The 20,313-nt window shown below is 37.5% G+C and carries 18 protein-coding genes; 7 read left to right on the plus strand and 11 right to left on the minus strand.

All coding sequences use genetic code 11. The annotated features are described in order from the left end of the window. Positions 1 to 439 precede the first annotated feature (439 nt). The 3 genes from BUB45_RS09905 to BUB45_RS09915 are packed head-to-tail and all read left to right on the plus strand — an operon-like array spanning position 440 to position 2,918. Positions 440 to 937, plus strand: coding sequence for a PH domain-containing protein (locus BUB45_RS09905; RefSeq protein ID WP_073008184.1), 498 nt, complete (start codon positions 440 to 442; stop codon positions 935 to 937). Continuing rightward, positions 937 to 2,424, plus strand: coding sequence for a PH domain-containing protein (locus tag BUB45_RS09910; protein WP_073008187.1), 1,488 nt, complete (start codon positions 937 to 939; stop codon positions 2,422 to 2,424). The genes BUB45_RS09905 and BUB45_RS09910 overlap by 1 nt, the downstream gene beginning before the upstream one ends. Positions 2,425 to 2,432: 8 nt before the next feature. Continuing rightward, on the plus strand, positions 2,433 to 2,918 hold the full coding sequence (locus BUB45_RS09915) for an LURP-one-related family protein (protein WP_073008191.1): 486 nt from the start codon (positions 2,433 to 2,435) through the stop codon (positions 2,916 to 2,918). Between the two features lie 82 nt (positions 2,919 to 3,000). Here the strand turns inward: BUB45_RS09915 and BUB45_RS09920 are convergent, their stop codons facing one another. The 4 genes from BUB45_RS09920 to BUB45_RS09935 all read right to left on the minus strand — a co-directional run bounded on the left by BUB45_RS09920 (position 3,001) and on the right by BUB45_RS09935 (position 6,311). Beyond that, positions 3,001 to 3,819 carry a formate/nitrite transporter family protein gene (locus BUB45_RS09920; protein ID WP_073008194.1) on the minus strand — a complete coding sequence of 273 codons (819 nt, stop codon included), beginning with the start codon at positions 3,817 to 3,819 and terminating at the stop codon, positions 3,001 to 3,003. A gap of 302 nt (positions 3,820 to 4,121) precedes the next feature. Then, positions 4,122 to 4,685 (minus strand): HAD-IA family hydrolase, encoded by a 564-nt coding sequence (locus BUB45_RS09925; protein WP_073008196.1) that lies wholly within the window; start codon positions 4,683 to 4,685, stop codon positions 4,122 to 4,124. A gap of 64 nt (positions 4,686 to 4,749) precedes the next feature. Continuing rightward, complete coding sequence (locus BUB45_RS09930; protein ID WP_073008199.1) at positions 4,750 to 5,712, minus strand: D-2-hydroxyacid dehydrogenase; 963 nt, start codon at positions 5,710 to 5,712, stop codon at positions 4,750 to 4,752. A 215-nt stretch (positions 5,713 to 5,927) separates the two neighbouring features. Continuing rightward, positions 5,928 to 6,311 (minus strand): SLAP domain-containing protein, encoded by a 384-nt coding sequence (locus tag BUB45_RS09935; RefSeq protein ID WP_073008202.1) that lies wholly within the window; start codon positions 6,309 to 6,311, stop codon positions 5,928 to 5,930. Between the two features lie 232 nt (positions 6,312 to 6,543). On the opposite strand from BUB45_RS09935, the gene BUB45_RS09940 reads away from it, so the two are divergent. After that, complete coding sequence (locus tag BUB45_RS09940) at positions 6,544 to 7,170, plus strand: LysE family translocator (protein ID WP_073008462.1); 627 nt, start codon at positions 6,544 to 6,546, stop codon at positions 7,168 to 7,170. A gap of 93 nt (positions 7,171 to 7,263) precedes the next feature. Continuing rightward, complete coding sequence (locus tag BUB45_RS09945) at positions 7,264 to 8,022, plus strand: YqcI/YcgG family protein (RefSeq protein WP_073008221.1); 759 nt, start codon at positions 7,264 to 7,266, stop codon at positions 8,020 to 8,022. A 39-nt stretch (positions 8,023 to 8,061) separates the two neighbouring features. On the opposite strand, the gene BUB45_RS09950 is transcribed toward BUB45_RS09945, so the two are convergent. Both BUB45_RS09950 and BUB45_RS09955 read right to left on the minus strand, forming a co-directional pair. After that, the gene (locus tag BUB45_RS09950; protein ID WP_244527709.1) at positions 8,062 to 9,342 is read right to left on the minus strand and encodes an amino acid permease; all 1,281 of its coding nucleotides are present in this window, start codon (positions 9,340 to 9,342) and stop codon (positions 8,062 to 8,064) included. 20 nt (positions 9,343 to 9,362) lie between these two features. After that, the gene (locus tag BUB45_RS09955) at positions 9,363 to 10,304 is read right to left on the minus strand and encodes an arginine deiminase family protein (RefSeq protein ID WP_073008227.1); all 942 of its coding nucleotides are present in this window, start codon (positions 10,302 to 10,304) and stop codon (positions 9,363 to 9,365) included. 146 nt (positions 10,305 to 10,450) lie between these two features. Between BUB45_RS09955 and BUB45_RS09960 the strand changes: the two genes are divergently transcribed. Continuing rightward, positions 10,451 to 11,074, plus strand: a complete 624-nt coding sequence (locus BUB45_RS09960) for a spore coat protein (RefSeq protein WP_073008230.1) — start codon at positions 10,451 to 10,453, stop codon at positions 11,072 to 11,074. 847 nt (positions 11,075 to 11,921) lie between these two features. Here BUB45_RS09960 and BUB45_RS09970 read toward each other — a convergent pair. The 5 genes from BUB45_RS09970 to sdaAB form a co-directional block, all read right to left on the minus strand. Next, positions 11,922 to 13,091, minus strand: coding sequence for an MFS transporter (locus BUB45_RS09970; protein WP_073008235.1), 1,170 nt, complete (start codon positions 13,089 to 13,091; stop codon positions 11,922 to 11,924). 308 nt (positions 13,092 to 13,399) lie between these two features. Then, entirely contained in the window at positions 13,400 to 14,731 is a 1,332-nt protein-coding gene (locus tag BUB45_RS09975; RefSeq protein ID WP_073008237.1) for a 6-phospho-alpha-glucosidase, read from the minus strand. Positions 14,732 to 15,312: 581 nt separating this feature from the next. Next, positions 15,313 to 16,641 (minus strand): aromatic amino acid transport family protein, encoded by a 1,329-nt coding sequence (locus BUB45_RS09980; protein WP_073008240.1) that lies wholly within the window; start codon positions 16,639 to 16,641, stop codon positions 15,313 to 15,315. Positions 16,642 to 16,850: 209 nt separating this feature from the next. Beyond that, positions 16,851 to 17,732 carry an L-serine ammonia-lyase, iron-sulfur-dependent, subunit alpha gene (gene sdaAA, locus BUB45_RS09985; RefSeq protein ID WP_073008244.1) on the minus strand — a complete coding sequence of 294 codons (882 nt, stop codon included), beginning with the start codon at positions 17,730 to 17,732 and terminating at the stop codon, positions 16,851 to 16,853. Between the two features lie 24 nt (positions 17,733 to 17,756). Beyond that, the gene (gene sdaAB / locus BUB45_RS09990) at positions 17,757 to 18,449 is read right to left on the minus strand and encodes an L-serine ammonia-lyase, iron-sulfur-dependent subunit beta (RefSeq protein ID WP_371413670.1); all 693 of its coding nucleotides are present in this window, start codon (positions 18,447 to 18,449) and stop codon (positions 17,757 to 17,759) included. A gap of 920 nt (positions 18,450 to 19,369) precedes the next feature. On the opposite strand from sdaAB, the gene BUB45_RS09995 reads away from it, so the two are divergent. Beyond that, a complete protein-coding gene (locus BUB45_RS09995; protein WP_073008250.1) occupies positions 19,370 to 20,044 on the plus strand; it encodes a helix-turn-helix transcriptional regulator in 675 nt (224 codons plus the stop codon). Positions 20,045 to 20,313 lie beyond the last annotated feature (269 nt).

A 20,313-nucleotide genomic window follows, 5' to 3' on the forward strand; every position in this document is an offset into this window, starting at 1 on the left:
CCGTCGCACCTTGTATAGGTGCGTGGATTGAAATTGCTATTTCACTTTCTGTGGCATGTCTTAGAACTTGTCGCACCTTGTATAGGTGCGTGGATTAAAATATTTCCTTGTCTGTGTCAGTGATATCTTTTCCAAGTCGCACCTTGATAGGTGCGTGAAATGAAATAAATCAAGCCACTTTCCAAAATACAGCCAAGCCGAACAATATAAATGTTCGGCTTGGTTAGTTCTATCAGCAATTAAAAGCGGATAAGCCTCACCTGCTGCCACATTTAAATTCCATTAAAAACCTTTTCAGGTATAATTTCATAAAAACATATTGAAACCCACACCCTATCTAAATCGTAATAAACATAAATAGAAAAGAAGATATTTCTACTGCATTTATAAACTTATTTAGAAAACTATCTTATAAAAGACTGCAAAGGAAGGGTTTATTTTGTACAAAAACATAGAAGAACCGAAACGAAAAATTTCACCATACGCTATTAATGTATGGCGGATTACAAACACAATCGGACATACTATATTTCTCCTTATTTTAGTCGTTTTACTTATCATGGACTCCCACTTTGCTTGGTATAGCTGGATTAGTTATGTATTATGGGGCTTATTAGGTTTTACGATTATCTCTGCTGTTTGGAGTATAGTTTTTGAACCGACATTACTACAAAAATATTGGCGGTATGGTTTGAATAAGGAATTTGTCCAATTAAAGCACGGAAGATGGAATTTGGCACACCAAGTTATCCCTATGACAAAAATTCAATATGTTAGTCTACAACAAGGACCCATTTTACGAAAATACGGACTATCAAGTATCTCCATTGGTACCATGGCTTCCACTCATGAAATACCTGCTATACAAGAGGACGAAGCAAAGGCTATTCGAAATGAAATTGCTGAACTCGCCAAAGTGAAGGAAGTGGAGAACTAATGGATCAAAAAAAGCGCATGCACCCCATGATGATGCCCGTATCATTTTTTACATCATTAAAGGATATCTTTTTCGTATTTATTATTTTATTTGTAATTAACTACTCCTCGGAAGCAACGTGGGTAGAAATTGGTAGAATCTTATTTTTTGTCTACCTAATTTATAAATTTGTTTCCGTTATTGTAACGTGGTGGCGTACTACATATACCATCAACGAAAGTTTCATTGAAATCGAGCAAGGCCTATTCACACGTAAACATCATCAAATTCCGTATGATCGGATTCAAAATGTCCAAACAAATACCCCGTTTTATTTACGACCTTTTCATCTAACAGCGCTGACGTTAGAAACGGGGGCGGAAGATGAGGATTCATCCTTCACTTTTACAGCCATTACGAAGGAGGAAGCTAAACAAATTGAATATGTTTTAGACCATTACACGAAACAGAAAAGTTCAGATACGATAGACACAAATATAATAGAAACAGACGAAGCCCAAGCCATGACAAAAGAAGAAAAAGTTGTCCACTTTAATCCAACAAAAAAAGACATTTTAAAAGCTTCTGTCTTATCATTTAGCTATTTATTGCTTATCCCTGTATTAGCATCATTGTTTAGTAATATTGACGAAGTATATGATCTATCTGCAACGGGAAATAAGATTATTCAATTTGTAAAGGACTCCTGGTTTTGGATTGGTACTCTAATCATCCTATTTATTATCGTTGCAATTGGTTTTGGAATAATTCGTACTTACTTAAAATATGGTCGTTATGAAATCTCATCTGATCATGAACGGGTTTATATTCGTAAAGGTGTATTAAACGAGCAACACTTTTCCATTCGAAAGCAAAATGTGCAAGCCGTTCATATTGAACAATCATTGTTAAAACGCATGCTTAAAATAGCTGAAGTAAAGCTAATTAGTGCCGGTGGGGTTGACCTTTCAGGGGAAGAAGTAAATTCCCTTTATCCATTTTTACCAATTCATCGCGCATATACGATCATTGAAGAAATACTACCTGAATTCCAAGTACAAACAAATATGGAATCACTCCCGAAGAAATCGTTAGTAGCACGAATGTGTCAAATACCTGTACTTTGGATCATTGGCACCATTATTATTGTTATTTTCTTTCCAAAATGGTGGCCTATATCAATCATTTTGTTCCTATTCACGATCATGTCACGCTTACTAGATTATTATTTCACTCGCTTTTTAATTCATGGAGAAACACTGCAAGTCCGTACAGGAGGAATCTTCATGACAACAAGCATTACAACCCGAGAAAAAATCATTGAATTGAAGCTCGAACAAAATTTTATTCAAAAACGTTTTGACCTAGCAAATATAGAAACAGCAAATCGAAGTAAACCTGTTCATACCACTCCCTTATATAACATTCCTATGCATATGACACAACGTGCATTTATCTGGTATACAGGTCGAAACCCAAGAATAGAAGGAGGATTGGATGGAGAATAAAATTTATATTGAAGATAATTTTTTTTTCGTCTGGAAAAACGAGCATTAAAAACAGTCGTAACGAAAGGATTGGCGATCTAGATTTAAAAACCGCTTTTTCAACTAGTATTACGGTGTATGATATCCACAACCGAGAGCTTGCAGCAGGGAAGTTTAAACATTTCTTTTCGAGTAACTGGTTAGTAAGTAGCTCTGGAGAAATACGAGGAACATTAAAGGCAAACTGGTTTTCATTTGCAAAAAAGTATACGTATACGACACATAATAGGGAACATCAATACACCATTACTTCCCCTGTTCTGTCGAAATCATTTACGATTATGGATGAAAGATATCAAGATGTGGCAACCTTCACACGTGTTAACAGTTTTTTCTCTTCTTCCGCTTATGAACTGACCAACTTAACGGATCAATTATCAGCAGAAGAATTCATTGTCGTCGTCATGGGTATTAATGCAATGGAAAAAAATCAAACGGCGGCTACTAGCAGTTAGCAACCATAAACAATAACCAAACCTGCATGAAAGATACCATGCAGGTTATATTCCTTTTACTATATACTATAAGCTAGTACTTTTATCCGAGCTTTTTTTCCTGTGCTATCTCTACGGTTTGTTTATACTGCTTACTAGGCGAAGCTAAATAAGCGTAGATGCCTCCTAAAAAGAAACCACCTCCGACAATATTTCCAATCGTAACAGGAATTAGATTATAAATCGCTCCTAATAAGGTAATAGATTCTGGGTGAGGTGCTGTTAACGCTAATGAAAAAGTAACCATATTGGCAACACTATGCTCAAATCCTGACGCAACAAAACCGAACACTAACAACAGCATAACAAATATTTTAGCGCCATCGCCTTTAATATGCATAGGAATCCATACAGCTAAACAGACAATCAAATTACATAATATGCCTCGAAAAAATAGTTCCCATATGCCTAAATCCATTTTAGCGGCAGCTGTTTTCATTAAATAATGACTACTTTCTGTGGAAGCATACAATCCTGTTCCAACAATTAACAAGGCAAACAATACTCCGCCAATCAAATTCCCACTATAACAGGCAAGCCAATTTTGCACCGTATCCTTGACTGTCGTTTGCTTCCTCAACGTACTCATCGTAAAGTACATCGTGTTACCAGTAAATAATTCGGCACCACCATAAATAATTAACACGAGGGCAACACCAAAAAAGATCGATGCCATAATCGTTGCAGTCGGAGATTGAATATCAAAATATCCTTCTGCTAGCTTAAACGATAATATTAATCCTATACCCACATAAATTCCTGACAAACCCGCTCGCAGCATATATCTTATGAATGATGTATTTAATAATTCCTTCTTTTTTATAGCAAGATTCACCGCTTGCTCGATTGGCTGTCGCTCCATATAAAGTCACTCCTTTTACACGTATATAAACATTACGTGAATAATTTCACATTAATATTGACGGAAACACAATGTTTGTTTAACCCTAATGTTCACCATGAAGCTATTTGTTTAAACAAACATAATTAGATATTACCGTAAAATTCACGTAAAGAAAAGATGTTTCACATAATTGCAATAAAAAAGAGGGTGAACAGCATGGCTTCGAAAAGCAAATGACCTCTCTCCCTTTTACATTGCCACCTAAAAGAAGCATACGACGAAGTCTCTATAACAACTTATACGCTAAAACGTTAAATGATCTACTTCCCTATCGTGTAAAAAAAATCATGATAGTAAGAAAGATGAAAATCTGCTTCTGCATGCTCATTTTGAAAACTGCACGTCTTAATCCCTAGTTCTTTTGCAGGTAACAAATCAAGTTCTCTGTCTCCTATCGCCATATCAATACGGTGCTTATGATGTAAATAAGCATAGGAAGCGCTATCCGGCTTACGTGGAAATCCATCATCACTTGTAACGATATCATTAAAATAAGAAGTCAAACCATGGTAGTCCAAGATGCGTTTCACGTTTTTATAATCCTTATGTGTCATAATGACATTAATATCTGCTGCCTGTAATACGCGCTCCAAACCGTCAAAAGGTTTCACTTCCTCTGGTTGAATTTGATTAATAAGACGGCGCACCTCTAATTCCTGCTCTTTCGTCATATGAAAATGGGCAACGGCATGAGAAAAGGATCTTTTCAGTTCCCCATATATTTCCTCCTCTGTTACTCCTTTTCCTAAAACTTGCTGAAAACATTTCGTATACATCGGGTACGTATTTATCAGTGTCCCGTCAAAATCCCATAATAAGTGCATCTATTTTCCCTCATTTCTTCCTATAATGAAGCTATCTCCTATAAAGAAGATAGCTACCGATATTTTAATAGCCTTTATCAAAATGAACGGCATTCACTTTAGGTGTTTTTCCTTGAAGATATTGCTGTAAGTTAGGGAGAAAAATATCGTCTATAACTCGTTCATCATAATACTCCGTTGATCCAGCAGTATGAGGAGTTATAATCACATTTTCCATTTCCCAAAGTGGGCTATCTTCTGGCAAAGGCTCTTTAGCAAAAACATCTAAACCAGCTCCAGCTATTTCATTTGCTTGCAATGCTTTAATCAAATCCTCCTCCTGCACAATAGCACCACGCCCAATATTTATCAGTAGAGCTGAATCTTTCATCTGTTCAAACTGTTTTTTTGCAAACATATGTCTCGTTTCTTCTGTTAATGGCAGTGTAATAACAATAATATCGCTCTCTGCAAGTACGTGATCTAGTTGTTCAGGCTTGTACATATTATCCACATACGCAGTAGGCCTTCCAGAATGACGCACTCCGAGCACTTTCATGCCAAATGCTTTAGCAATTTTAACTGTTTCCTGACCAATTGCTCCAACACCGATAATACCGATCGTCTTGTGGTGTATTTCCTGATTCAAACGCGCATGATACCAAACTTTATCTTGTTGCTGCTTCACATACGTATGAATCTTTCGAGTAAGTCCCAATATAAGCGCAAAAATGGTTTCCGAAATTGGATAAGCATGCACACCATTCGCACTCGTAACGTGAACCCCTCTTTGCTCAAGCTCTGATAATGGCAGGTTATCAATTCCCGCACTCCATGTTTGCACCCACTGCAAATTCTTGTTTTCTTCAAATACAATGGATTCCATATCTTTTTTCCAATGCAACATAATTTCAGCTTCTTTTATATCGTCCTGCACTTCATCCAACGCTTTATTTGCCACAATTTTCCAATCTGGCAATGCCTGCTGAATGCTTTGCACATGTGCTTCTTTTATATCTACATTCATTACTAATGTCCGCTTAGTCATCCCATCCTCCCTTTCTAAATACACGACGGTTATTGCTTGTATAGAAGAATTTAGCTTGTCGCCAAAGGCTTTATGGAAAAAGCTCGTCCAATTTATTTATGACCATTTCCTATACTTTCAGTCCTGGCGTTTCAATGCTTTCCTACAGTGGAAAAACCCTTGTCCTAGAACCTTGTTCCGGATTAACTTTCACCCTCCTCCTGAAGGAGAGGACTTTATCGTTCAGAAAACATCTGTAATGCCCCTTTTTTAAAATTCGGTTCCTGTTGTACGGAGCTTTCAGAAAAAATAAATGTCCACGGCATGCTACACTTGGCAGGAACGATTAATCGCTTATCAGAAAAAACTTCCGTGGCAATAAGCTTATTTGCTTCGTAGTACGACAACTGCTCCCCACAAAGAACCCAGTCCGTTTCCAAACCATTTTGAATGAGCACCGTTACAAGCAAATCGTTACGATGATTACGCGCTTGGCTTAAGATAAAAAACGATTGCGATTCTTTCATTTCCTTTACTTGTTCAAAAATTTTTTCTATTTCTTCCCGATCTCTAGCATCGATTGTCTTTTCCCATGCAGCCTCAAAAAGTAAACGTTGCATCTTTTCACCTCATCTACGCTTAAGTATACCATCTGTCATCTTCTTTGTGTGCATAATCATCTACATCTACTACTTAGAGAAAGATTCTCCGAAAAATTTAGCTTATAATTATCCGTCGTGTAAAAATAAAATAGTGGTACAAGCTACATACTATGAATACAATAGTATGGAAATATACATAGCTGTTTTCTCCATGATGCGCCATCCAATCATTTTAAAAGAAGGTGAACGAATGAATTTCTTTAGCTATATCTTATTAGGAATTTCTCTCTCTGCACCCGTTGGACCGATAAACGCGGCACAATTAAATAAAGGGATGAATCACGGTTTTATCCATGCTTGGTTAGTTGGGCTCGGTGGAATGATTGGCGATCTGGTTTTTATGTTGCTCATTTACTTTGGCGTGGCGCAATTTTTAACGACGCCACTTATGAAAACTTTCCTCTGGCTATTTGGTTTTTTCATTCTTGTTTATACCGGAATAGAAAGTATCGTCAGCGCAAAAAAATCATTACACATTCATCGTTCTTCTCGACAAACATCAAAATTCAAATCATTTCGCGCAGGTTTTCTACTTGCTATTTCAAATCCGTTAAACATTATTTTCTGGCTAGGTATTTACGGTGCTGTATTGGCAAAAACAAGTGATTTATATAGTAATTTCCAGCTAATTATATATAGTAGTGGTATTTTTCTTGGTATTCTTATTTGGGATTTGGTGATGGCGAGTGTAGCTACTTCTTTTCGCAAATTTTTTCATGCAAAAGTGCAGTATATCATTACCGTTGGAGCTGGGATCATGCTTATCGGCTTTGGCGTCTATTTCGGATACGAGGCTTTCCTGCTGTTAACAAAGTGATATTTTACTTAACTCCTAACTTCATCATGCGTATAGGCAAGCACCTAATATGCCCCTTTTTCATACGTTACCACTAGAAAGGGGAAGTGAAAAATGGGTGCATTATATGAGAAACACTCACTTGATGCGGAAATAACCAATTTGCCACAATGGAAACAGCAAGCCTATCAGACCTTCACCAGTATGCTTATAGATACGAATACGTACCCTTGCGTTCCTGCAAGACAAGGTTTTTTAGACAATCAGCTTCGTTTCTGCTTCGTATCCGATCCACGTGAAACGAGCGCTTCAGAAGAGCTAGCAACTGCATTAAAAACATATGGCAATCATGCTAGAAGCTTTGGCAACTACACGTCATTGGCCGTGTTCTTTGAGACACCAGAGGATATGATTCGCAATTATTCCGTAGAAGATTATCGCAATTTGTTTTGGAATGCTTTGAATCAAGTTACTGCTTATGATGAACAACCGTGGCCAGAAGCAATTCCACAAGAACCTGAACACCATGAGTGGGAATTTTGTTTTGCAGGTGAGCCTTACTTTGCTTTTTGTGCTACTCCTGCACATCGAAAAAGGAAAAGCCGCTATTTTCCTTATTTTATGATAGCATTTCAGCCACGCTGGGTATTCGAAGACCTGAATGGAAACACCACATTTGGGCGCAAAATGAAAAATATTATTCGCAAGCGGCTATTGCAGTATGATGGGGTACCTGGCCACCCCGATTTAAAATGGTATGGCGAAGAGGATAATCATGAATGGAAACAATACTTCTTAAGTGACGATGATGAGAGTCCTAGCAAGTGTCCGTTTATGCGTATGAAAGAAAAAATGAGCTCGTTCTTACAATAGAAGAAGGTAATGAGAACACATGGATAGGACGCTCGTCGCCTATCCATGTGTTCTTGTGGAACGAGACAAGAAAGTAGCTAAAGCAATGAAACAAATAAAAACAAAGCTGACGAAAAAACCAATTCTACTCGTTTTCTCCACCCACGTACCAGATACAGCTATGGCAATAAGTAGCATTCCGATGAGCGGCTTTATTTTTTGCCACCCTGTTTGTTGCTTTTGTTTTAAGAACGTAGCTAATATAAACATCCAATTGTAGAGTAACATTAACCCAGCAGCAGTCGTCACATATTCAAATAAGCGCTCTGGTAACACAAGCGCAATAATAACGGATACCGCCAACCCACCTGTCGTGCATAAAAATGCTGGCCAAGGCACATTCCATTTCCCATGATGCTGAAAAATAGAAGGAGCATGGTGGTCTTCTGCTAACGAAACTAAAATCGTGAGGACTGCAAATAGTGCTGCAACCATCGTAGAAAAGCCTGCAATAATGAAGACCCCGGTAAAAATATCTGTTACATAAGGAATGGAGAACGGGTTAAGCGCTGTAATAAACGGACTTTCATCAGCATGGATCGTTTGCCATGATATAAGAACGAGAATGAGACTAATAGATATAATATAAATAGCAGTAAGGACAATCATCATTACCCTTCCAGCTTTAGGAGCCTCTTTCGTGTTTTTTAAATCAATAACTAGTAACCCCATTACCTCCACACCACCGAACGCATAAAAAGCATAAATCAATGCATGCCAAACACCGATTGGTCCTTCTGAAAATAGGTTTGTTTTGTTGAAGGAAGGTGATAAACTTTCTCCTCCTGCAAAGTTCACTAATAGAAATACCGCTACGAAAATAAACATAAGGATGGCAGCTGTTTTCATTACGCCAAATAAGCCTTCTATTTTTTCAAACCCTTTCATACCAGTTAAAATGACCAGTAACCCTAGCGCGCCATATATGGCACAAAGCAGCCATAAAGAAACATTTGGAAACCAGAATTGCGTAAATATCCCTAAGGCGATAAGTTGGCTACCCATAATTAGAATTTCTGAAAAAGCATACACCCATCCATTGCTAAAACCTGCCCAACTGCCAAATGCTTTTTGAGAATAGTAGCGAAATGACCCTTTATTTGGGTCATCCACTGACATACTCGCCAAAGAATCGTAGACGATAAACGTTCCTGCTGCCGCTAAAACAAATGCCACTATAACCAGAGGACCACTGTTTTTAATCGCCATACTACTTCCAAGGAAAAAGCCTGTTCCAATGGTACATCCCACACCTAATAAAGACAGCTGCCACCAGTTCATTTGCCCTTTTTTCATGTTGCCTATTTACGAACCAGAGGCAACGTCATACAACGGATACCTCCGCCAGCTTTTTCTAATTCGGAAACGTCTATTTCTATAAAGCGTTTGTTCTTTAATTTGGGATGGGATTTTAACATTTGCTTATGTGCTTGTTTACTAATTAATAATGTATCTGGGTTTATATTAAGAAAGTTAATATCAGGTATTGTCTCATATTTGTCCAACCAATATATGTCAAACCCATGACGATGCAAAAACTTCTCTGTCATGTCATAGCCCTTTATTCCTTCTTTATTGACAACTTGCACTGGCAAATAATACATATAGCTTTTAGCAATGACGACATCCTCTGCTGCCACATTACAATTCATATCTAAATGAAGCGTGTCTGCCCGCCTTGGCAAACTAATCAGTCCAATTTCTGTAAATCCTGCTTGAAAAATATGCCCCATCATTTGTTCCACACTCTCCAAGCTTGTACGCATACCAATATTAATAAAAACAGCATTTGCATTTAGAATGAGGACATCTCCATATTCTAATGCCTTTACACCTTCCGTGACGTCTTTAGTAAAAGTTTCTGGAAACCAGTTTCCCAAAAGTTTATGAACGTGATCATATTCTGCTCGCCGCATAAACGTCCCTGCGATCCCCGGGAGTATCGTGTTGCCAAATACACAAGCCAAATCACGTACAAAAAAACGATTAATTAATTGCTCATTTAATTGTCTCGTGACCAGATCCAAGTACAAAGCATAATCAATCACTTGAACACCTTCCTGTTTCAAAACAGATATAAGTGAATGATGATTTTCCATTGCTACATCCTGTTGAACTGGAGCATTCCATTGTACATTCTCTGCCACTTGTAGACTTGGAATACTTTGTACGGAGGGAGAACAAACGAGCACTGTTTGTAATGCACCATGCTCTGACCAGCAGTTTGGTTGCTCTAATCGCACTATGAACACCACCCTTTTTGCGTTATGGTTATATGTTTGCCAATAAAATAAAAGGTTATGTGTACGATAAAAAAAATTTAAATACATGAAATTAAATAAACAGGAAAATCTATGAAGGAAAATACACCATCAAGGAGGAATTCATTATGCACAACATGAATCAGCAAGGTAACCAGCAACAACCTGGATCGATGCCAAATCAGCAAAACACCAATCATGGAGGTCATGAATTATTTGATGCACATGAAATCATTGCGGGGATAATTAGTATGCTTGACCAATACCAAATGTATGATCAGCATATACAAGACCCCGAGTTAAAGGATATTTTACAACGACAAACCGCTTTCGTCACGCAAGCTTACAACACGATTGTGCAAACATTTCAAACCGGACAAGACCCAGCAGTGCCAACACAACAATATGAGATGCAGCAAGATAACAATGTCGTTTATGGCATAACCCCGGGTCAGCCCAAAAAACCAAACGCATCCATTAACGACTTATCTGATCAAGGGCTGTCTGCTTACATGCTCGGAAACACAAAATCTTTAAGCTCACTACTAGCGATGACAGCTACGGAAATGACAAACCCTGTACTGCGTCGCGTCATTGCAGATACCGTTCCAAACTTTATCGAAATGAGCTATGAAATCTTTCTATATCAAAACAAACATGGCTACTATCAAGTCCCACAGCTAGCACCACAAGACATGCAACATATGTTAAACAGCTATACGATCGTGCAGCAAGGTAATCAATTACATTAGATGGCGGACGGAAACGGGCATGAGCGCTTTTCCCGCGAGGTTGAGCGAAATACGCGTGGGGACGGGCGAATTACCGACTTGCTTGAGCGAAATACGCGCGAGGACGTGCGAATTACCGACTTGCTTGAGCGAAATACGCGCGGGGACGTGCGAATTGCAAACTTGCATGAGCGAAATACGCGCGGGGGCGAGCGAATTGCCGGCTTGCTTGAGCGAAATACGCGCGGGAGCGGGCGAATTGCAGACTTGCTTGAGCGAAATACGCGCGGGAGCGGGCGAATTGCAAACTTGCTTGAGCGAAATACGCGCGGGGACGGGCGAATTACCGACTTGCTTGAGCGAAATACGCGCGAGGACGTGCGAATTACCGACTTACATGAGCGAATATACGCGGGGACGGGCGAATTACCGACTTGCTTGAGCGAATATACGCGGGGACGGGCGAATTGACGACTTGCTTGAGCGAATACGCGCGGGGACGGGCGAATTGACGACTTGCTTGAGCGAATACGCGCGGGAGCGTGCGAATTGACGGCTTGCTTGAGCGAAATACGCGTGGGGACGGGCGAATTGACGGCTTGCAGGAGCGGAATACGCGCGGGGACGTGCGAATTGACGGCTTGCAGAAGCGGAATACGCGCGGGGACGGGCGAATTGACGACTTGCATGAGCGAATACGCGTGGGAGCGAGCGAATTGCAAACTTGCATGAGCGAAATACGCGTGGGAGCGTGCGAATTGACGACTTGCATGAGCGAATACGCGCGGGAGCGGGCGAATTGACGACGAACTCGAGCGACTTAAAAAAGCGTGTGTGCTTTTTCTAGCACACACGCTTTTTACTGCTCTTATTTATATATTGCTTTATGTTTTCTTGTGACTGCAGTCTTGGACATTGAAATTAATATTGTAATGATAGAAAAGCTAATTAGCACTCCGCCTGCAAAGGCATTTTGTTCCACGTGAGCTTGTTCAATGACAATACTGCCGATAAAAGAACCAAACGCAATTCCAAAATGTAAGGCAGAATTATTTAAGCTCTGCTGAATATCTGCTGTTGCAGGAGCCGATTCAATTAAATAACTTTGCAATGCTGGGGTGATCGCCCAACTCATCATCCCCCATATAATCATCACAATAATGAATATCGGCCATATAGACGTTGTGAATGGAAGGATAAATATAGATGCAGCAAAAAGAATTAATGTTGTAAGCATGGTTCGCTTTGTACCAAAACGGTCAGATATCGTTCCACCTATGCCTCCACCACTAACAGCTGCAATGCCAAACACAAAATAAATTACGCTAAGCCAACTACCACTAATCCCCATTGTTTCTTTTACAAATGGAGTGAAATAAGCATAGAGTATTGTATGTCCAGCCATAAATAAGAAAGTAGTTGAGTGCGCTAAAAATATTTTACTTTCTTTTAATGAGTTAATTTGTTCTTTTATTGGTACTTGCGGTTTAGGCTGTACTTTGTCCATGAAGAAATAAACACCGACCATGGACAGCAACGTTAATAAGACAATGAATAAAAATGGAGCACGCCAACCAAATGTATTGCCCAGTACCAACCCGATTGGTACACCTAGAACGATTGAACCGCTAATTCCCATTGATACAAAACCAATGGCACGTCCACGGTGCTTCTCACTACCAATGTTAGCAGCGATCGTTAAACAGAGAATAATTAATAGCGATCCACTTGCTGCTGAAAGCATTCGACCAACAAATAACATGCTATATACAGAGCTAAACGCAACAACTAAGTTACTTAAAGAAAAAAGCAGTAAGAAAAATAGCATAAGTCGTTTTCGCTCAAATTTTGCGGTGACAATCATTAGAATTGGTGCTGTAATGGCAAATACAAGTGAAAATATCGTAATTAACAACCCCGCTTTACCAAGACTGACATTCAAATCTGCTGCCACTAAATCTAATATGCCCCCGATGATTAATTCTACCATTCCAACTACAAATGATACGATAGTGAGTAAATATACACGTTTATCCATAAGATGACGCCTTTCTAAGAAATTGAAAAGAAAATATTTTGTTAGCAAAACTTAGCTTATCGCCACATCTTTATGGGGGAAGCTGTATTTTTTCTTATACTATAAACCATAGAAAATCAAGTTTTCCTATAGTACAAGTATAAACGCGCTGTCATCCCCAATTTTAAGCAAAAACTGGAAGGACGAAGCGCGACCTATGTTTCACAAAAACAAAATTATTTTCTTGTTGTAAATGAAAGTTCTCTTTCATCTATCCTATAATATTATAACAGATAGCTAGCTAAATTCTACCATAATAGCATTCATTTTTAATGAAGTTCAGGCCAATATTGCTTATTTGCTTCCATTAAATCATCAAGCAATTGCTTTGCTACTGTTGCACTTGGAACAGTTTGTGACAAAGTTAAAGCTTGCCATAGCTTTTGGTATGACTGATCGATCCATGCTTCTACTACTAACTTTTCAACAGCTACCTGCTGCTCCATAAGTCCTTTTTGGAAGGTAGGTATTTCTCCCATTGCTAACGGCTCATAACCATCTTTGCCGACAATACAAGGTATTTCCACCATAGCATCATCAGGGAAATTTTTAATAGCGCCTTTATTTTCAACAATAATTAACATACGTTCTTGCGTATTAAATGCTAACGCCGTTGCTAAATCAACAATAAACTCAGCATGTATGCCAATTTCAAGACTCGTGCCTTTGGAATGACCATTTTTTTCAATTTCCGCACAAGCTGTGAACACTTCCGTCTCTCTGCCGTCGATTACTTCATTGGCTCGTGTATAGCTTGGATCTGTATGTTCTACCACATAATCCGGATAGAGGTAATATTTTAAATACGTATTTGGAATGGTCGTAGGTTCGACAGCAACTAAATGCTTCGCAAATAGATTCGTCTCAAACCAACTATCTTTATTTTCCGTTGCCATTCCTTCTTCCCCATTAATAAAACCATATTGCTTCATATGTTCAATTAACGCTGGAAGTAATTCTTTTCCGGTTTTATCTTTTATAGAAGTATACCACCCGAAATGATTAAGACCGTAATAGCGAATATCTAAATCTTTACGAGAAGGAACACCAACAATATCAGCAATGCCATGTTCCATTCCGATTGGCATATCACAAATATTAATGACCCGTGAATTTGGTCGTAGTCTCCGAGTCGCTTCTGCCACAATAGAAGCTGGATTCGAATAGTTTAACATCCAACAATGCGGAGAATATTTTTCCATATAATCAATGTTTTCAATTACCCCGCCAATAGAACGCATGCCATATGCTATTCCACCTGGTCCGCATGTTTCCTGTCCTACACAATCGTATTTTAATGGTATTTTCTCATCCAATTCACGCATAGGTAATTGACCTACACGTATGTGCGCTAAACAAAAATCCACATCGGTATACGCTTCTTCAGGATCTGTTGTCGCCACATATTCAATCGTTGGGTCTTTTTCTTTAATTAAAATCTCGCATGCTTTAGCAACCTTATTTTGCCTTGCTTCATCATTATCATATAGCTTAATTTTGCGTAAAGGAAGGCGATCTAGGTTGTCCAACAGCATTAGAATAATTTCTGGCGTATACGTACTCCCTCCACCTGCAATAACGACAGATAATTTGTTTTTCATGCAACGTCCCCACTTTCATAAAGTATATCGCATAAGCTTATGTACTTTAGATGAAAAGGAAGTTCCGTTCACTCATGAATTGTCCTAGACTTAAAGTACCGGTGCTTGGTTGCACCTTTAGCATATCAATAACGTATCACCCACTCAATTAAACTTTTTCCGCTTACTTAGGAAACAAACTAGCTGTACTAATCTTCCACAAGTGTCAAGTAAACAAGAGCCAAAACCTCAATAAATGAATACCATTGTCCTTTTTCTCTATTTTAATGAAAAAACATCCAAAGAGCATCGTACTTTGAAAAAGTGATTTATAATGATGAAGAGTAACTTCATCCAATGCAACTGCACATAACTTAATTATCACTTTCTCAACCTTAGACAATTTTTATCACTACTTCTATTACAAGAAGTGAGAACATAAAAATTGTAAAACTATTATTAAGTGATAAATCTAGTCGAGCGACAGTAAAAAAAACCTTATTCAATTAAGAATAAGGTCAAGACGTTTGGACTTATTTTTTTCAAACCGTTTGGGACAGATAAACTCCCCCTCCTGACTATCTAATAAAAAGTCTCGTAGATTAAAAGAATGCTTTAATACTTGATAGAACTACTAGTATACCCACAATAATGACAAATGCGTTGGTAATATAATGTTTTCTGTATTTAGCTAGTGCAGGCACTTTATAAATTGCATACATTGGTAATAAGAATAATATTAACGCAATTAGTGGTGCATTAATCATATCGATAAGATCAAGAATACTTGGGTTCGCATAAGCAACTAGCCAGCATGTCACAATCATAAAACCAACAATGATATTCTTTACTCTTTTACTATTTATATCTTTTCCACGGGATTTAAAGGCTTGCACAATAATGTCCTCTAGCCCTTCATATGCACCTACGTAATGGCCAAGAAACGATTTTGTAATAGCAATAAAAGCAATGATAGGAGCTGCATAGGCAAATAACGGCATACTGTATTTATTAGCAAGAAACGAAAGTATTGGTAAGTTTTGTTCTTTGGCAATTTCCAATTCACTAGTAGTGACACTTAAAACAGAACTGAATACAAAGAACAACACAACTGAAATCGTTATGATATAACAAACTTTTTGTATTTTAGCACACTTCTGGTCTACATTTTCTATTCCATAGCTTTCCCGTTGCTTAATAACAAAAGTAGATATCATAGGAGAATGGTTAAACGAAAATACGATAATTGGTAGGATAAACCAAGTCATTCCTAAAACATCTGTAAAACCTACACCTCCATTTACAGATGCAAAATTACCAGCTAAACTTAAATTTGATAAATCCCATTGGGGAATTAAGTATAAAGATAAAAACACCAAGGCTGCTATAAATGGATATACAATCCAGCTCATTACTTTTACAGTGACATCATGACCAAAGTTCACCATAAAAATTAGACCAAGAACCAAAATAAGCGATAGGATAATTCTTGATGGCGCCTGCATATTCAATTGGTGCTCCATGAAACTTCCTGCAGTATTCGTTAACGAAACTGCATACATAAGTAAGATGGCATAGATCGAAAAGAAATAGATGATATCAAAAACCGTACTAGCTTTTTTTCCGAAATATTCCCTCACTGTAGCAGTAATCCCGCCAGCAGCAGATTCGGAAGAGTAGATCATTTTAGCCATTGCCCGATGTGAAAAGTACATGACAGGAAATGCAAGTACCGTAATTAAAAGTAAAGATAATATCCCCCCTGCCCCAGCATTAATTGGTAAGAAGAGTACCCCTGCCCCAATTGCTGTTCCAAAAAGACTCATTGCCCAAGTGGTATCTTGCATATGCCATTTATTAGGATTTTTATATTGTTTAACATCTTCTGTAGTTTTTTCAACTTCCTGTACTTTAGCCACAGTTTGACCCATTTTAATTTCCTCCTTGTGAGGTATAAATTTTAATTATTGTTCATAATTTCACAATTTGTTAGAAATAAATGTTTTATTTATAATGTAGTTCTCGCCCAAAAAGGTCACTTCGTCATTTTAATATATTGATTTATCATATTGTGGTTTTACGTCACTTGCTTTTTGGATAATCTTTTTGGGCGTTAACCTACTCAAATGAAGGATAAAACTTATTCTTCTTTTCCAAGAACTTTATTTCTAATAGCAATTCCTGTCGGCGTGTCTGCAACCCCACCTAATCCAGTTTCCCTTAATTCCCGTGGCATCTGTCTACCCACTTTATACATTGCCTCAACTGCTTCATCAGCATTTATTAGATTTTCTACACCAGCTAATGCTAAATCTGCTGCCACTAATGCATTAGCCGTTCCAACGGCATTCCTTTTTACACAAGGAACCTCTACTAAACCTGCGACTGGATCACAAACTAAACCAAGTAAATTTTGTAGAGCGGTCGAGAAAGCGTGCGCTGATTGCTCTGGTGTCCCTCCTGCAGCTTCTACTGCCGCTGCAGCCGCCATTGCGGAGGCACTACCTACTTCTGCTTGACACCCTCCTAAAGCTCCTGCAATGCACGCATTATTTGCTACAATCATGCCAAATAATGATGAAGTAAACAGAAAATGAATCTGTTCTTCACGACTTAACTGTAATGTTTCTTTAATAGTAAATAGCACACCTGGTGTGGTACCACTTGCCCCAGCGGTTGGCGTAGCGCAAATAACCCCCATAGCTGCGTTCACTTCATTTGTACCTATAGCATTCTGGACACCGTTCATCATTATATCACCAGAAAGCGTTTTCCCGTTAGCACGATATTTTTTTATTTTTACCGCTTCTCCTCCAGTTAACCCTGTCAGGGAAAATACGCCATCGCCTTCAGTGCTTTTATTCACAGCATTTTCCATCGTTTTTAAATTTTTTTCCATCTTACTCCAAGTTTCATCAAAAGTAGATCTCATTACTTCCATTTCCTGCTCTATTGCTAATGTATAAATGGGTACCTGTCTTTCATTTGCAGTATCTACTATTTCTTTAATGGACATATACATACCTGTTTCACCCCCTAGTAATAATTAAAGTATAATGACATTAGCTGTCTCACTGAGTTTTTCTAATTCTTTCCGAGCATCACTACTTAATTGTGAATCCAAATCGAATTGGTATAAGTATTTTCCGTCTTTCTCCAAACTGGTAGAGTTATTAATGTCCACGTCGTGTTTTTTAAATATTCTGTGCAATTCAAGTTCCAGATTGTCGCTTCCCGAAATTGCTATCATGATCGGTAATGAACCTTCGAGTTGTAAGGTAAATCCATCGATTTCAATATGTTTCACTTTAATCAATCCGCCACCAACTGAAATGCCCATTGTTCGAATATATCGGCTATCATCCTCGAGGTAAATATCAGCAGTATTGGGATGTCCAGCAGGGCTATCTCCTGACTTTTCTAAAAAAGTAATATCAATACCTTTAGATTCTGCTATTTTAATAGCCTCTAGCACCCTGCTATCATCAGCCTCAAAACCTAATATACCAGAAATAATGGCTAAATCTGTTCCGTGTCCTTTATGCGTTTCTGCAAAAGATTCGTAATACTTTACTACCACTTTTTTTGGAAGTTTTTTAAATAATTTATTTGCAATCAATCCCATTGCTAAAGCGCCTGCCGTATGTGAACTAGAGGGTCCTATCATAACTGGTCCAATCACATCAAAACAACTTTTGTAACTGACATTCTTTTTTTCTCTCATCGTTACTACGCTCATGACCAATCCTCCCTTGAATTTAATTAATTTCACAGAATAATCTTGAGATAACATTTATTAAAATGAAAACGCATTTAAATCCGGTTAAATTTTATTTGAAAATGCTTCTAATGTGGTCAAAGTGAATAGTTTACTAAATATTTGAAATTTTATAACAATATGAAGTTAAACCACTTGTTAGACTAGAAAAATAATAAAAGCAATAATTCTAAAATTGTAGTAATTACTTTATTTATTACGGATAGCAAGAACTACATATAACAAAACCGCTTTCAAAATACGTCAAATAATCGATAAGAAAACCGTTTCTAGTTGGTTATTTCTATTTTAGATTTCACCTCCTAATATTATTTTGAAATGATGCAAGAACAAGTTACCTAGTCTTTTTTTAAATAGCGCACGACTGTTCTGATAAAAAATTTCTAGCATAATAATTTATTATTACAAATTAAGAATATCACATGCAATATAAAGCGTCAACATATAATAATAAAATATTTTTATAACAAAAATTTATTATTATTATATTGGATTGTCTTTAAAATCTGTTATAATTATCTGTATAAAAAAGCGTTCCATTCTACCAATTTTTAAATGAAGAATGTTTATTATCTTCTTGTTTAGCAGTTGAAATCCGAGATGTTCCATTGCAAAACTTGTTCGTCTAGCATAATTTGTTTAATAAGTTTAGAAATATGTTTTAGCCGATTGTGAATTGAATAACAATAAATAACAAGGAAAAATGAATGGGATAAATGAAGAATGGGCATTTATTAAAGAACGAACAACCCTTTTTGAACTCTTTTTATCATCAGTAGTTGTTATACATTCATGATGATAAACAATTCGCGCTTAAATTTATCTTAAAAATGCATAACCAATCATTCAAAAAAAGAGTTATAAAAAGGAGGAGTACCGATTTGGATGATCAACTTTTTCGACACTATAAAAATATAATGAATTATTTTGGTGAAATTTGTGGTTCTAATTATGAATTCGTATTACATGTTTTAGATTCTGATGGAGGTTCTCACATTGGTCACATCATCCATGGCGAATTAAGTGGAAGATCATTAAATAGCCCCTTAACGAACTATGCCAAAAAATTAATTGAGGACAAAGTATATTTAAAGAAAGATTTTGTTGTAAATTATGTTGGAGAAGGGCCAAAGGGTAAGAAATTTCGTTCGTCTACCATGTTTATCAAAGACCATAACGGTCAATTACAAGGTCTTTTATGTATAAACTTTGATGCAGATGCCTATCGGAAAGTCGCAAAGGATTTATTACATTTAGCTAACCTAAGCTGGGATATAGAGTATATAGACAAACAAACCGAACAGGAACAATCCGTTGAAAAACTGACCGAAAATATTCACAACATTATTTATACACAAGTAGACAAAGATATATTAGAATCGGGTGCCCAATTATCAACTGAACAAAAAAAACTCGTTATTTCCAAATTAAAGGAACATGGTGTATTTGATATTAAAGGTACGGTAATGGACGTTGCTAAAGTCATGGGAATGTCTGAATCAAGTGTTTACCGTTATCTACGAATCGTATCGCTTAACGAAAATAACAATAATTGAAATATTGGGTTGCTAAACGCAGATATGTACAGTGGTAATATCCAGAAAACAAATGGAATAAATAAGATTGTCTAAAGGTTGCCTTCCGTGGTACGATGGGAGGCCAGGTTTAAAAGTTACTATGTTAAGTGCAGACAAAGCTCCTGACTATCATTTTTAGGTAGTGATAAAGATCTCTTCATCTATAGGCGCTCAATAAATGCACCGTGCTGTGGCAGGATTCCATGCATGATGGAGTTTTTTTGGCTCAGAGCCCATTTAAGAAACTT

The sequence above is a fragment of the Virgibacillus chiguensis genome (genome assembly GCF_900129865.1).
Taxonomy (GTDB): domain Bacteria; phylum Bacillota; class Bacilli; order Bacillales; family Amphibacillaceae; genus Virgibacillus; species Virgibacillus chiguensis.

Excerpts from the sequence above, each read along its gene's own strand:
- BUB45_RS09910 (WP_073008187.1), top strand. The coding sequence starts at position 937 with ATGGATCAAAAAAAGCGCATGCACCCCATGATGATGCCCGTATCATTT.
- BUB45_RS09920 (WP_073008194.1), bottom strand. The coding sequence starts at position 3,819 with ATGGAGCGACAGCCAATCGAGCAAGCGGTGAATCTTGCTATAAAAAAG.
- BUB45_RS09925 (WP_073008196.1), bottom strand. The coding sequence starts at position 4,685 with ATGCACTTATTATGGGATTTTGACGGGACACTGATAAATACGTACCCG.
- BUB45_RS09930 (WP_073008199.1), bottom strand. The coding sequence starts at position 5,712 with ATGACTAAGCGGACATTAGTAATGAATGTAGATATAAAAGAAGCACAT.
- BUB45_RS09935 (WP_073008202.1), bottom strand. The coding sequence starts at position 6,311 with ATGCAACGTTTACTTTTTGAGGCTGCATGGGAAAAGACAATCGATGCT.
- BUB45_RS09940 (WP_073008462.1), top strand. The coding sequence starts at position 6,544 with ATGAATTTCTTTAGCTATATCTTATTAGGAATTTCTCTCTCTGCACCC.
- BUB45_RS09945 (WP_073008221.1), top strand. The coding sequence starts at position 7,264 with ATGGGTGCATTATATGAGAAACACTCACTTGATGCGGAAATAACCAAT.
- BUB45_RS09950 (WP_244527709.1), bottom strand. The coding sequence starts at position 9,342 with ATGAACTGGTGGCAGCTGTCTTTATTAGGTGTGGGATGTACCATTGGA.
- BUB45_RS09960 (WP_073008230.1), top strand. The coding sequence starts at position 10,451 with ATGCACAACATGAATCAGCAAGGTAACCAGCAACAACCTGGATCGATG.
- BUB45_RS09970 (WP_073008235.1), bottom strand. The coding sequence starts at position 13,091 with ATGGATAAACGTGTATATTTACTCACTATCGTATCATTTGTAGTTGGA.
- BUB45_RS09975 (WP_073008237.1), bottom strand. The coding sequence starts at position 14,731 with ATGAAAAACAAATTATCTGTCGTTATTGCAGGTGGAGGGAGTACGTAT.
- BUB45_RS09980 (WP_073008240.1), bottom strand. The coding sequence starts at position 16,641 with ATGGGTCAAACTGTGGCTAAAGTACAGGAAGTTGAAAAAACTACAGAA.
- sdaAA (WP_073008244.1), bottom strand. The coding sequence starts at position 17,732 with ATGTATATGTCCATTAAAGAAATAGTAGATACTGCAAATGAAAGACAG.
- sdaAB (WP_371413670.1), bottom strand. The coding sequence starts at position 18,449 with ATGAGCGTAGTAACGATGAGAGAAAAAAAGAATGTCAGTTACAAAAGT.